Origin of the sequence: Bifidobacterium sp. M3-N-101, assembly GCF_023656805.1 — a bacterium.
Taxonomy (GTDB): domain Bacteria; phylum Actinomycetota; class Actinomycetes; order Actinomycetales; family Bifidobacteriaceae; genus Bifidobacterium; species Bifidobacterium breve.
Window position 1 is genome coordinate 149,843 of sequence record NZ_JAMOKQ010000002.1, and the last position, 14,014, is coordinate 163,856.

Annotated in this window: 10 protein-coding genes and 1 tRNA gene; 5 read left to right on the top strand and 6 right to left on the bottom strand. The window is 60.0% G+C overall.

Annotated elements, in window-relative coordinates:
• Window position 1: 1 nt before the first annotated feature.
• Window positions 2-1,297: an ammonium transporter gene (locus tag NBH12_RS02190; RefSeq protein ID WP_025221090.1), complete on the bottom strand. Its 1,296-nt coding sequence runs from the start codon at window positions 1,295-1,297 to the stop codon at window positions 2-4.
• A 307-nt stretch (window positions 1,298-1,604) separates the two neighbouring features.
• Entirely contained in the window at window positions 1,605-2,870 is a 1,266-nt protein-coding gene (ftsY, locus tag NBH12_RS02195) for a signal recognition particle-docking protein FtsY (protein WP_003831351.1), read from the bottom strand.
• Window positions 2,871-2,954: 84 nt separating this feature from the next.
• On the opposite strand from ftsY, the gene NBH12_RS02200 reads away from it, so the two are divergent.
• Window positions 2,955-3,785 (top strand): TetR/AcrR family transcriptional regulator, encoded by an 831-nt coding sequence (locus tag NBH12_RS02200; protein WP_025221088.1) that lies wholly within the window; start codon window positions 2,955-2,957, stop codon window positions 3,783-3,785.
• A gap of 23 nt (window positions 3,786-3,808) precedes the next feature.
• Window positions 3,809-4,843, top strand: coding sequence for a glycosyltransferase family 2 protein (locus tag NBH12_RS02205; protein WP_065453953.1), 1,035 nt, complete (start codon window positions 3,809-3,811; stop codon window positions 4,841-4,843).
• A 64-nt stretch (window positions 4,844-4,907) separates the two neighbouring features.
• Here the strand turns inward: NBH12_RS02205 and NBH12_RS02210 are convergent, their stop codons facing one another.
• The 3 genes from NBH12_RS02210 to NBH12_RS02220 form a co-directional block, all read right to left on the bottom strand.
• A complete protein-coding gene (locus NBH12_RS02210; RefSeq protein WP_065456723.1) occupies window positions 4,908-6,428 on the bottom strand; it encodes a C69 family dipeptidase in 1,521 nt (506 codons plus the stop codon).
• 74 nt (window positions 6,429-6,502) lie between these two features.
• Window positions 6,503-6,575, bottom strand: a tRNA-Lys gene (locus NBH12_RS02215).
• Window positions 6,576-6,654: 79 nt separating this feature from the next.
• On the bottom strand, window positions 6,655-8,346 hold the full coding sequence (locus NBH12_RS02220; RefSeq protein WP_250819125.1) for a serine hydrolase: 1,692 nt from the start codon (window positions 8,344-8,346) through the stop codon (window positions 6,655-6,657).
• Between the two features lie 475 nt (window positions 8,347-8,821).
• Between NBH12_RS02220 and zwf the strand changes: the two genes are divergently transcribed.
• From zwf to NBH12_RS02235, 3 genes are all read left to right on the top strand, one after another.
• Window positions 8,822-10,360 carry a glucose-6-phosphate dehydrogenase gene (gene zwf, locus NBH12_RS02225; protein WP_052828399.1) on the top strand — a complete coding sequence of 513 codons (1,539 nt, stop codon included), beginning with the start codon at window positions 8,822-8,824 and terminating at the stop codon, window positions 10,358-10,360.
• Window positions 10,357-11,379 (top strand): glucose-6-phosphate dehydrogenase assembly protein OpcA, encoded by a 1,023-nt coding sequence (locus NBH12_RS02230; RefSeq protein WP_003828085.1) that lies wholly within the window; start codon window positions 10,357-10,359, stop codon window positions 11,377-11,379. The genes zwf and NBH12_RS02230 overlap by 4 nt, the downstream gene beginning before the upstream one ends.
• Window positions 11,380-11,502: 123 nt before the next feature.
• Window positions 11,503-12,345 (top strand): 6-phosphogluconolactonase, encoded by an 843-nt coding sequence (locus NBH12_RS02235; protein WP_250819126.1) that lies wholly within the window; start codon window positions 11,503-11,505, stop codon window positions 12,343-12,345.
• Window positions 12,346-12,545: 200 nt separating this feature from the next.
• Here the strand turns inward: NBH12_RS02235 and gnd are convergent, their stop codons facing one another.
• Window positions 12,546-14,000 carry an NADP-dependent phosphogluconate dehydrogenase gene (gene gnd, locus NBH12_RS02240; RefSeq protein WP_065454034.1) on the bottom strand — a complete coding sequence of 485 codons (1,455 nt, stop codon included), beginning with the start codon at window positions 13,998-14,000 and terminating at the stop codon, window positions 12,546-12,548.
• Window positions 14,001-14,014 lie beyond the last annotated feature (14 nt).

Sequence of the window (14,014 nt, forward strand, 5' to 3'; positions counted from 1 at the left end):
TTCACTTCACCTCCTTGAGAACGGAGCTGGCAGTACCAGCAAAATCGTAAGCACGTTCACCCTGGTCGGCAAGGTCGATGCCGCCGACTTCCTGGGCTTCGGTGACGCGCCAGCCGATGGTCTTCTCCAGAGCGAAGGCGATGATCGCGGTGATCACTGCGGAGTAGAGGATGGCGACGAGAGCGATGACCAGCTGAACGACGAGCTGCTTCCAGTCGCCACCAGCCAGCAGACCAGTGCCTTCACCGAAGAAGCCGATGAGGATAGTGCCGGTGAAACCACCAACGCCATGCACGCCGACGACGTCGAGGGAGTCATCGTAACCGAACTTGAACTTGAGACCGCAGGCCAGGCAGGTCAGAACACCAGCGATGGCGCCCATCACGATGGCCCACAGCGGGGAAACCACATCGGCGGCCGGGGTGATGGCAACCAGACCGGCGACCATACCCGAGGCGGCACCCATAGCGGTGTAGTGACCGGAACGAATCCTCTCGGTGAAGCCCCACGAAAGCATTGCGGCGGCGGTAGCAGCGGAAGTGGAAACCCAAGCGTAACCAGCCGTGCCGTTGGCGGCGAAGGCGGAACCGGCGTTGAAGCCGAACCAGCCGAACCACAGCAGGAAGGCACCGAGCATCACGAACGGCACGTTGTGCGGACGGAACGGCTGAGTGCCGAAGCCCTTACGCTTGCCGATGATGAGCACGATAATCAGGGCGGCAACTGCGGCGTTGATGTGGACGACCGTACCACCTGCGAAATCGTGGGCGGCGGCGCCGATGGCCTTGGAGATGGCGCCGTCAGCAGACAGCAGACCGCCGTTCCAGACCATGTGGGCCATCGGAGCGTAGTCGAAAGTGACCCACAGCGCCACGAAGATCATCCAGGTGCTGTACTTCACACGCTCGGCGATGGCGCCGCAGATCAGGCCGACGGTAATCATCGCGAAAGCGACCTGGAAGGCAACGTCCACAGAAACCGGGTAGTTGTTGCCATTCAGACCGGTGGCGGTAAACACGCCATCCTGAGCCACCATGGAGTCCTTCAGCAGGAAGCCGCTGGCCGGATCGCCGAAGATGCCGCCGATGTCGGAACCGGCGTAAGCAATCGACCAACCCCACAGGGTCCAGATAATCATGGTGACTGACAAGGCAGCCGCCTCAAGCATCAGCATGTTCAGGACGGCCTTAGCACGAACCATACCGCCGTAGAAGAACGCCACACCAGGCGTCATGAGGAAAACCAAGGACGCGGATGTCAGGATCCATGCGGTGTTGCCGGAATCAATCGCTCCCATGTCTACCTCCCTCTCTTTCGTTCAGGGCACCGGGGGCTTTGCGCAGCCGGCGTCGACTTTGTCTCTACAATGCCGTCCCCCTTATGGGGGCTAACAGTTCGTCAGTTAAAGCCGGTCGCGTTTTGGTTTCGTTACGACAAGTTACGCGATTGTTAAGCGTGGCTGGAAGCGTACGTGCGACCGCTCGGGGAAATTTTGGCGCGATTCCAACGGATATGACGAAGCCCCGACCATGTTTCGAGCATGATTCGGGGCTTGGTTTATAGGTAAGTCGCGCGTTTTGCGCTCTCACAACGTGGACGTTGGCTTACGCAAGAATGCCGTCTACGAAGCCTTCGGGATCGAACGGCGCCAGATCGTCCGGGCCCTCGCCAAGACCCACAAGCTTGACCGGCACGCCGAGCTCCTTCTGCACGCTGATCACAATGCCGCCCTTGGCGGAACCGTCAAGCTTGGAAAGCACCACACCGGTGATACCGATGGCTTCAGCGAACACCTTGGCCTGGGCCATACCGTTCTGACCGGTGGTGGCATCAAGCACAAGCAGCACCTCGTCCACCGGCAGGTTCTTCTCAGTGACGCGACGGATTTTGCCGAGCTCGTCCATCAGGTTCGACTTGTTCTGCAGTCGACCTGCAGTGTCGATGATGAGCACGTCCGCGTTCGCTTCCTTGGCCTTGGCACTGGCCTCGAATGCGACGGACGCCGGATCGGCGCCGTCCTTGTCGGCGCGGACTACCGGTACGTTGACGCGCGCGCCCCATGTCTCAAGCTGATCGGCGGCAGCGGCACGGAAGGTGTCGGCGGCGCCCATGATAACCTGCTTGTCTTCAGATACGAACAGTCGTGCCAACTTGCCAGCCGTGGTGGTTTTACCAGTGCCATTAACACCGACCATGATGATGACACCGGGCTTGTTGGCACCCGGCTTCTCAACATTGAGGCGACGATCCGTGTCACGGCCAACCAGGTCAAGCAACTTGTCCTTCAACGTGGCTCGCACCTCGGCGGGGTCGGCCTTACCCGTGATGCGGGCATCGGTTTTCAGATCGTCGACCAGTTGCGCGGAGGCCTCGGCGCCGACGTCCGCCAGCAGCAGTGTGTCTTCGACATCCTCCCAATCAGACTCAGACAGGTTGTCCTTGGCCAAAATGTCGAACAGCGCTTTGCCAAAGGGATTGCCGGATTTGGCGAGCTTGGCCTTGAGCCGGGTCAGGCGGGAGCCGACTGATTCCGGAGTTTCCGTCTTGGCGGGTTCGGGTGTGGACTCGGCCGCAGCCGGCTTGGCAGCAGGGCTAACGGATTCGGCGTCCGCAGCGGACTTGCCCGTCGCAGCGGTACCGGCCGCAGCACCTCCGGCTTTCTCGCTCTCTTTGGCAGCCTCAGCTTCCGCTGTCAGTCGCGCATCGGCAGCGGCCTTGGCATCGCGGGTGCGCTTATCATCGGGAGCAGTCTTGCCCATCGCACGATCCAAATCGCGCTTGCGGGACTTGCCCAGCCACACACTCAGGGCGATTACGACAATCGCCACCACAATCACGCCAGCAATGGCGAGCACAGTATTCATATCCATATCTGCCAAGTCTAGCCCGCAGACGGAATCCCCGCCGATTCCAGCCGCCGACTAAGCTGGAGTTTTATGGCACATTCTTCACGCATGACATCGCTGCAGCGGCGCGAACAGCTGATTGAAATCGGGCGGGCATTATTTGCCGCCAAAGGCTTCGAGGCAGTGAGCGTCGAGGAGATTGCGGCACACGCCAAGGTGTCCAAACCGATTGTGTACGAGCACTTCGGCGGCAAGGAAGGCCTGTACGCCGTAATCGTGGATCGTGAGATGCGAGCGCTGACCAGTGTGCTGGAAGCCGCATTGGATGACCCGACCGTAAATCCGCGCCAGATTGTGGAACGTACGGCACTGGCATTGCTCACCTATATCGAAGAGAACGCCGAAGGATTCCAGGTGCTGGTACGCGACTCGCCCAGCACCGATCCGTCCGGCTCGTTCAGCTCGCTGTTGGGCGATATCGCCGTGCGCGTTGAAGATATTCTTTCCGAAACATTCAAACGGCAGAAGCTCTCCGTTAAGGGCGTGCCATACTACGCACAGATGCTGGTGGGCATGACCGTGTTCACCGGCCAGTACTGGGCCGACCGGCCCAAGGTGAGCAAGGAGCAGCTGGCCGCGTACATCGTGGACCTGGCATGGCATGGCCTGAGCCGGCTCGATTCCAAGCCGCAGCTGTTGTTTGAAGGCGTCAAGGCCCGGAAGGAGGCCGAGCGCCGGGCCAAGCGCGGGATCGATGCCGAAACACCGGCCCCGGACGGCGAGGCATCATCGCCCTTAGAGCAGACGGACCTCGACCACACGCTCAGGGAAGATTCAGGGTTGCAGAATGTGAGTTCAGGGAAGCAGGTTGCGCAACACTCTGCCGAGCCGGAAGCCGAAGTGCTACGGTTTGAACAGGAAACTGAACAGAACGACTAAATATGTGAGGACGTAAGACTTTCATGGCCAACACGGCAAAGACGCTCACCTTTGTGATCCCCGCATACAATATGGAGTCCTATCTCGACCGTTGCGTGAACTCGCTGCTTTCGGCGAGCGACACCCGCGACCTCGAAGTGCTGATTGTGGACGACGGTTCGAAAGACGGCACGCTGGAGTACGCGCGTAAGCTGGAACGCACCAATCCAGGCGTCGTGCGGGCGATTCATCAGGAGAACAAGGGTCACGGCGGCGCGGTGAACACCGGTATCGCGGCGGCGACAGGCATGTATGTCAAGGTGGTGGATGCGGACGATTGGGTCGACCCGCAGGCCATCGACACGGTTCTGGCCACGTTGCGCGCGCAACGTGAGGCCAGCGAGCCGATCGACATGCTGGTGACCAACTATGTGTATGACAAAGTGACCAAGCGCCACAAGATCGTGGTGAACTTCCGTCATGTGATGGAGACCGGCCGCGTGCTCGGCTGGGATGATCTGGGCAAGTTCGGCCTGGCTCAGTACATCATCATGCATGCGCTCACTTTCCGCACGCAGGTGGTGCGCGATTCCGGGCTGCAGTTGCCCGAGCACACGTTCTACGTCGATTTCTATTACTCGTACCAGCCGTTCCCGTGGGTGAAGCGCATCCAGTATCTCGATGTGCCGTTCTATCACTACTTCATCGGGCGTGAGGGCCAGAGCGTGCAGACCGACGTGATGATTCGCCGCGTGGACCAGCTGCGGCTCGTCAACCGGTTGATGACCGAGGCCACGCCCGAACGCGGCACAGTGCCGGAAGGCCTGTACCGGTACATGATTCACTTCCTGGCAATCGAGTCATGCGTGACCTCGGCGTTCCTGATCCTTTCGCGCGATCCGGCCAATTATGTTAAGAAAACCGAGCTGTGGGACGCGATTGACGCCTATTCACCGGCCATCGGCAAGGATGTACGCGCCAAACTGATGTCCCGCGCGCTCAATTTGCCCGGCAAACCCGGCCGTTGGATCGTGCGCAACGGCTATCTCATCGCCGAGCGGATCGTCGGCTTCAACTAGGCCAAGGTTTGCCCCCCGCTGACACACCAAGCAGGGGGCATAACTATTACCAACCGATGTTTTGCTACTCGGCCCAGCGGTCGGACATTGCGAAACTGTTGTGCATCAAGTTGCTGGAGGTGTACAGCACGTCGTTCAGCAGCTTGGTCGTGTGTTCGCGCAGGTAGTCGGCCATGTCGTCGTTGGCCTGCTCCAACACGGTCGGCACATCGTGCGCGACCTCACCGCCAGCGGCCAACGAAGCATCCGTACGTTCGACAAGCTGGTGACCGAACGCGCGCACACTCTCGGCATAGCCCTCGATGAACCGGTTCGTCTCATACCAGTGCGCGTCGGCCACAACGGCGATCAGGCGGTTCGTCCAATACAGGTTGCCAGTGGAGACTTCGGGCGTGGTGTCACGCAGGTAGGCAGGCGTATCGTTGACGTTTGCGTAGAACGGCGCAGCAGCAGTGAACGGGCCGGAACCGAACGACACCCACATCACCGTGCGATTGGCAGCCGACACATACGGACGAATCTGAATCGCCACCATATGGCCGGTGCGGTTCACACCAATCGGACGGTACCGGTGGCGCGATTCCGGCGTACCGGTCGTACCATACGGGTCGTACGGCGTGCCTTCGAAGTGCGAGGACAGCAGGAAATCGACGTCCTCAAGGCTCACCTTGTCTTCCGGTACGCGACACCACGGAATGTCATCGGATTCAGGCGTATGGCGGGCGGACGGCGAATCCCAGTCCTCGCTCGGGTTGAGATGACGCTGCATGTACCAAGCGCGAGGCGTGTTGTAAATATGGTCTTTGGCAGTGGCGGCGCCGAAGGCCTTACGCGGGTTGAAACGGCCCGACGTCGCACCCATCGTGCGGTCGAGGTGATGCACCGCCATGAACTCGCGCAGGTCGGCGCTGCACATGTATTCACGCCGTTCGCCGAATGCGTCCGCGAGGTCGAAATCATCGATACCGAGCTGGTTGGGGATGGTGGCGTAGCAATCATCGGGCACGCGGCGGGCGATCCAATGGTGGCCGCCGATAGTTTCGACGTACCAAATCTCGTCTACGTCAGAAATGATTACGCCGTTCGATTCGTAGGTGCCATAAGTTTCAAGCAGCTCGCCCAACCGAGCGACGCCTTCACGCGCGGTGGCGACATATGGCAGCACGAGGGTGATGATGTCCTCTTCGCCGATGCCGCCCGGCTGTTCGGCTTGATAATCGGGGCTGTTGGGCTCGCTAACGGCCGGCTTGAGCTCGACCATCGGGTCCGCTCCAAGCACGCGCTCGTTGACGGCGATGGTTTCGGTGGCGCTCATTGCCACATTGTGTTCATTGGCACCGGCCTCGGCCAGCACACCACGATTGTTCAGCACATTGGGAGCGATGGTGTAACGGCAGGGATTGTCCGGCAGGTCGATTTCGACGTGACTGAGCACACTGCGGTAGTGGCGCGGCTGGTCTTCAGGGGCGACGGCAACGAAACGCTTGGGATCGTAACGGCCGGAGCCTGAATCGTCGTCGCGGGCGATGATGGTGGAACCGTCGTAGCTGGCGTTTTTGCCGACAAGAATCGTGGTGCATGACATGGAGTACCACTCTAGGAGCTGGGCTGGTCGAACCAAAAATCCTTGGAACCATTGCGATTCCAAGGATTTACTCGTGCCCCCCGTGGGATTCGAACCCACAACCCACGACTTAAAAGGACGCTGCTCTAACCGTTGAGCTAGAGGGGCAACTCTACTAAACTACACACCGTCTTGGGATATTTCAACTACGGCGTTGCGAAAACCAGCAGCCGCAGGCCTTCAGAACTCACAAAGACTCGTAAATCAGCAGACTGGCTTGGGCGATTTTGTTCCAACTCGAGCCGTCGGTCATAATGACCATCGCGTAGTCGCCTTTATCGGAGCGCACGATTGCGGCATCGTGTAGCAAACCGTCCATGAAGCCGACCTTGTCCTGCACCACGCCGTCCGAGCCTATGCCCGCAGGAATACCTTCGCGGTACACCTGCGTTTCCATCAGTGAGAACAGCTGGTCCGTGGAATCCGGAGAGGCAATCGAGTTGCTGTAGAAGCCCTTGAGCACTGTGGCCAAATCGTTGGCGGTGGTGGTCATGCCGTACGGCACGAAGTTGGTGTTGGCGGCTCCGATATCATGCGCCTGTTGGGTGACAGTACTGAAGCCGTAACGGGCCAGCCACGCTTCCGGGCAGCTGTTGTCGGAATTAATGATCATTGTGGCCATGCAGGAACTCAGCGTCATGCCATTGAGCGCGCTATCCCACGTGACTTGGCCGGTTTCCACAGCATGGATCATCGAATAAGCGATGAACAGCTTGTACGTGCTGGCAGAGGTCATCGCGGTATCCGCGTCAATCTGGATCTTGGATTTGCCGGTTTTCAGGTCGTAGACGGCGACCTCATAATCGGCATCGCCGAACAATTGCTGGAGCTTTTCCTCAATGGTGCCGCTGGCGGGCAGACCTTCATACAACTCAACGTTGCTGAAGTCCTTGGTTGAAATGGCAACCGACGCATTCTGCCCGCTGGCCAGCATGCCTGACAGCGATGCCGCCGTGGCACTCGCGTCTATGACTTGATAGGCGCTTCCTTTCACCGCAATCGTCGCAGGTGTGACACCGGCGTCAGCGGCTTTCTTTGCCACCTTGAGAGCGATTCCTTTGGATTTGAGCTGCCGCATTAATTTGGATTCGCTGATGGTAACGTCCAGCTTGGTGTCGTCTTGCGCATTCACTGTCGCACTGACAGTATTGACGATTTTCTTGGCCGGCACTGTCCATGTGCCGTCTTCATAGGTGAACGTGACATCCTTGCTCAGCGCCTTATTCAAAGTGTCAAGCAGTTGCTCGGCGGTGTCGTCAGAGACCGTGGGGCTCACGATGCCCATCTCGATGGTTGCCGCGGCCAAGTCGCCGGTAGCGCTGCTGGAAAAACTCGATCCAGCGGCAGAACGAATATCCGCAGGAGTAAAGGTGTAGCCGGGTGCCGCGCTGACTATCTTGAGCTCGCCCTTTGTTCCTTGCACCGAAGCATTGCGCATATCCTCATGCGCCTGCTTGTCGGACGTTCCCAGCGCATCGGGCAGGGAATCGGATGTGGTGCTGTGCACGAACAGCCAGGAGAACGGAACAATGCGCTTGACCACGGAATGCTTGGCCGCCGCCTTGGCCCGGTCCGTGTAATCCACCGTGATGCCGGCCTGCTTGGCAGTAAGCGACACCGTAGTGCCTGTGGTTTTATCGGTCAGCTTTACTGCGCGTTTCAATGTTGCGGCGTTAAGCGTCTCAGCAGCCTGCTGCGAACTCTGCCCACCCACGGCATGACCGTCAAGTGTGGCGAGCGGGAAGAATTTGTCGGACGGCCAGAACAGCTGGAACAATTCGACCAACAGCAGCACGCCCAAGCAGCCCACCACAATGCGACGCCGTGTGTATACGGAACCTTTAAGTATCTTGACCTTGCCGTGATGACGTTGCGGCAACCGCTCACTCAGATTCTGGAAGAAGCGCAGCGGGGCCTGCCAATCAAGGCGCAGCTGGCGAGGCTTACACGGTTGTGGATGTGGGCGATGCGGCTTTGCAGCGTGGGAGGCATGCCTCGAATACTCATGAGGATACGACGACGAAGACACTGATCGAGGCATGATAATAATTACTTCACATCTAAAGTTGACACTGTGTTACTAATTCATATGCATTTTCTCCCAATGGGCTGACATGGAAAAGCCCTGATTCCAATCTTTGGAACACTCGCACGAACACTGGGAAAAATGCTGGCAGCACGCTGATATGCCTGCACGGCGTTCACGCGCACATCTCGAACCGCGCCATCGCTCGGACTCCCGCCTTCACCCCGCTCCTACCCCGCCCGCACTTCACAAATGTGCGATAAATCGCAGCCCACATCGTATATCGCCTCTAGCGATAGATAGCCTCCGGCGACTACCCTTAATAATCATGAGTGAATCCCCCCACTGGAGCAATCCCCTGCGCGACTCGCGCGACCTCCGATTGCCCCGCATCGCCGGCCCGTGCAGCCTCGTTATTTTCGGTGTCACGGGTGATCTGGCACAAAAGAAACTATTGCCGGCCGTTTATGACTTGGCAAACCGTGGCCTATTGCCGCCGAGCTTCGGCCTGACCGGTTTTGCACGCCGCGATTGGACCCAGGAACGGTTCATCGAATTCGTCAAGACCGCGGTTCAGGCACATTGCCGCACCCCGTTCAAAGAATCGACCTGGCGCAATCTGGCCGCCGGCATCCGTTTTGTGCAGGGCACGTTCGACGACCCCGAGGCTTTTGAGCGTCTAAGCGCCACTGTGCAGGAGCTTGATCGCGACCGCGGTACGCGCGGCAATCATGCCTTTTACATGTCGGTGCCGCCGCGCGCATTCCCGCAAGTGGCCAAGCAGCTGGCCGCGTCCGGCCTGTCTCGTTCGTCCGAAGGTGCATGGCGCCGCGTGATTATCGAGAAGCCGTTCGGCCATGACTTGGCCAGCGCCAAGGAACTCGACAGCGTGGTCTCCGAAGTATTCGACCCGAACTCCGTGTTCCGCATCGATCACTACCTCGGCAAGGAAACCGTGCAGAACCTGCTGGCTCTGCGCTTTGCCAACGCCATGTACGAGCCGATCTGGAACGCCAATTATGTGGATCACGTGCAGATCACGATGGCCGAAGACATCGGCATCGGCGGCCGCGCCGGCTACTACGACGGCATCGGCGCCGCACGAGACGTGATCCAGAACCATCTGCTTCAGCTCATGGCCCTTACCGCCATGGAAGAGCCGGTGAGCTTCACCGCCAAGGATCTGACCGCCGAGAAAACCAAGGTGCTCTCCGCCGTACGTCTGCCCAAGGATCTTGCCACCAATACCGCACGCGGCCAGTACGCCAAGGGATGGCAGGGTTCGCACGAAGTGGTCGGATACCTCGAGGAGAAGGGCATCGACCCCTCCAGCACCACCGAAACCTATGCGGCCATCCGCCTTGACATCGACACCCGCCGTTGGGCCGGCGTGCCGTTCTACCTGCGCTGCGGCAAGCGCCTGGGCAAGCGCGTGACCGAAATCGCTGTGGTGTTCAAGCGCGCCCCGCACCTGCCGTTCGAGCAGACCGCCGTGCGCGAACTCGGCAAGAACGCCATCGTGATTCGCGTGCAGCCCGATGAAGGCGTCACCATGCGCTTCGGCGCCAAGGTGCCGGGCGGCTCCACCATGGAGGTCCGTGACGTGAACATGGACTTCAGCTATGGCCGCTCCTTCACCGAAAACTCGCCGGAAGCCTATGAGCGACTGATTCTGGACGTGCTGCTCGGTGATCCGCCTCTGTTCCCGACCACCGAAGAGGTGAATCTGAGCTGGGAAATCCTCGATCCGATTGAACAATTCTGGGCCACGCTCGGCCAGCCGCAGGCCTACCGCGCTGGTACGTGGGGACCGGCACAGGCCGATGAGATGCTGGAACGCGACGACCGCCACTGGAGGATGCCATGATCATCGATATGCCGAACACTCGCACCCGCGAGATTGCGCACAAAATCGAGCAACTGCACGAGGAGCGCGGCGAATCGGCGACCGGCCGTGTATTGACGCTGCTGATCGCCACCGACGACACCAACCTGGAGCACGCGCTTGAGGTGGCCAATTCGGCCAGCCGCGAGCATCCTTGCCGCGTGATCGCCGTTGTGCCCGATACCGCACACAGCAGCGAATCCAACGACGAGCCGAATGCCAGTGAAGTCGCCGCCGAGGTCAGCGCCAACCGCGATAATCCGGCAGTCGACCTGACGGATGGCTCAGCCGACCCGAATGACTCCAATCTGAACGCCCAGGTGCGCTTCGGCGCGGATGCCGGTGCCGGCGAGATTATTATTCTGCGCCCGCGCAACGGCCTGATCAATCACCCGGATACTCTGGTCATTCCTCTGCTGGTGCCGGATGTACCAGTAGTGGCTTGGTGGCCGACCACGCCACCGTCGAATCCTTCCAAGGATCTGTTGGGTGCGATGGCCCGCAGCCGTATCACCGACGCCCTGAACTCCAACAATCCCGAGGCAACGATCGAACGCCTGCGCCGCAACTGGACTCCAGAAGACATCGATCTTTCCTGGACCCGATTGACCGTATGGCGCGCGATGCTCGCCTCCATGCTGGATCAGCCGCCGCACCTGCCCATCACTGCTGCCAAGGTGACCGGCAAGGCCGACTTCCTGCCGATGGAACTGCTGTGCGCATGGCTGCACCTCAAGCTCGGAGTGCCAGTCGAAACCGAATTCGTACCCGATGCCGAGGCTGTGACCGGCGTGTACCTGACTCGCGATGACGGCGTGGTGTCACTGGAACGCCCGTATGAGGATCAGGCACTGATTTCCATGCCGGGGCAGGCTCCGCAGACGATTTCCGTTCCCGTACGCACGATTGAGGACTGCCTCACCGAAGAGTTGCGTCGCATCGATCCGGATGAGATTTACGCCGATGTCATCAATAAGGGCTGGGATCTGATTCGTCACTGATGAGCATATTCATTTGACCACCCTCCGGCACTTCGTGCCACCTCCCGTCAGCGGGAGGAGCATATTGGCTCCCGCTGACGGGAGCTGACTGAGGGTGGTCTTTTTTTACGTGAAGGAACACTTATGGCAACTCGTAAACTTGTCGTCTATCCAGACAAGGATCTGATGATTCAGGCCGGCGCACAGCGGTTTGCGCTGGCATTGCTTGATCTGCTTGCTGAAAGGCTGCCGGATAGTACGCATCGCACGCGCGTGGATGTGGCGCTGTCCGGCGGCTCGGCCGCGCAACCACTGGGATTGGTACTGGATGATCCGCTGGCCGAGGCGATTGACTGGTCTCGCGTGCATTTCTGGTGGAGTGACGAACGGTTTGTGCCGGCGTACGATACCGACCGCAATGCGCTGGAAGCCCGCCGACTGCTACTGGACAAACTGGTGGCCGACGGCAAGCTGCCCGAGTCGAATATTCATGAGATGGCAGCCGACGTGCGTTCCACCGACGAGATTGCCGACGCCATGGCCAATGCCGAAAGCGATGACGACGCCGTTCGTGCCGCCGCTGACGCTGCCAACGACGCGTTGCTTGACGCCGCTGCACGCGATTACGAGGCCGAGCTCATCCGTGAGCTTGGCCCGAAGCCGACCATCGACCTGATGATTCTGGGTATGGGACCAGATGGCCATTACGCTTCGCTGTTCCCCGGCCATGATGAGGTTAAAGTCATCGACCGGCTGGCTGTGGGTGTGAATCACTCCCCCAAGATGCCGCCGTTGCGTGTTTCTTTGACGGCTCCGATGATTGCGAGTTCGCGCCGCACATGGTTCTTCGCTGCCGGTGCCAGTAAGGCCGATTCGCTGGCACACGTATTTGCGAAGTCGAATAATCCGAATTATCCGTCGTCCTACGCCAACGGAGTGGACGAATTCATCTGGTTCTCCACGGAAGAAACCGTCACTAAGCTGTAAAGCTGTAGCTAGGCTCCCCTCTCTGAGGGGAGCCTAGCTATATCGTCACGCCTCGATTTCCGGCTTGCCCTCTTCGCCTCCGGCCCTGCAATTAGGGACTTGCCTGCGGCGAGGCTCAGTGTTGGCCCGACGGCACAGCCGCCTCGCTCCGAAGAGGGCCGGGGAGCCCACCGGGCTCCCCTAAGCCGGAACTTCCGAAGCTACGCTTCGATTTCCGGCTTGCCCTCTTCGGCCCACAAAGTATGGAACACGCCGGGCTTGTCTACGCGGCCGTAGGTGTGGGCGCCGAAGAGGTCGCGCTGGGACTGGGTCAGGGCAGTGGGCAGACGCTTGGAGCGCAGCCCATCGTAGTAGGCCAGGGAGCTGGAGAACACTGGGGTCGGGATACCGGCTTCCACAGCGCGCACGATCACGCGACGCCATGCATCCTGCGATTCGCCGATAATCTTCTCGAAGTACGGGTCGAACAGCAGGGAGGCCGGCGGGTTATCGCCCTTGAAGGCCTCGGTGATACGGTCGAGCAGGAACTGGGCACGAATAATGCAGCCGCCACGCCAAATACGGGCCACCTCGGACAGGTTGATGTCCCAACCGTATTCCTTGGCTCCATCCTGAATCTCGTTCAGACCCTGCGCGTAGGCCACCACCTTGGAGGCGAACAGCGCCTTGCGCACGTCCTCAATGAACGCGGCCTTGTCTTCGCCAGCCAAATCGATGGTCTTGTTCGGGCCGGCCAGGCCTTCCTTCTGAGCGTCCTCACGCAGCCCGCCATGGGAGGAAAGCGCACGAGCGAACACTGCCTCGCCGATTGCGGCCACCGGAGAACCGAACTCCAGACCGGTCTGCACAGTCCAGGTACCGGTGCCCTTCATGCCGGCGTGATCCACGACCACGTCCACGAACGGCTTGCCGGTCTCGGCGTCCTTGTGGTGCAGAATCTCAGCGGTGATCTCGATGAGGTAGGAGTCAAGGTCGCCCTTGTTCCACTCCTCGAACACATCGCCGATCTCCTCGGCGTCCATGCCGAGTCCACGGCGCAGAATGTCGTAAGCCTCGCCAATCACCTGCATATCGGCGTATTCGATGCCGTTGTGCACCATCTTGACGAAGTGTCCGGCACCATCGGTGCCGATGTGGGTCACGCACGGCTCACCGTTCACCTTGGCGGCGATGGACTCGAGGATCGGGCCCAGGGTCTTCCAGGATTCCGCAGTGCCGCCGGGCATCAGGGACGGGCCGTTGAGCGCGCCCTCCTCGCCACCGGATACGCCGCAGCCCACGAAGTGGAAGCCCTTGGCACGCACTTCCTTCTCACGCTTGATGGTGTCCTTGAAGAAGGAGTTGCCGCCGTCGACGATGATGTCGCCCGGCTCGAACACCTCTTCCAGCTGCTCGATAGTCGCGTCGGTCGGCGCACCGGCCTTGACCATGATGATCGCGGTACGCGGGCGTTTCAGGGATGCGGCGAACTCCTTGAGCGTTTCGGCCGGCACGAAGTTGCCTTCGGCGCCATGCTCATTCATCAGCTTTTCGGTGCGGGAGTAGTGGCGGTTGAACAGTGCCACCGTGTTGCCGTGGTGTGCCAGGTTGCGCGCCAAGTTGGAACCCATCGCAGCCAGTCCGATCACACCGATGTTTGCCGTAGCTTCGGCCATGTGCCTTGCCTTTC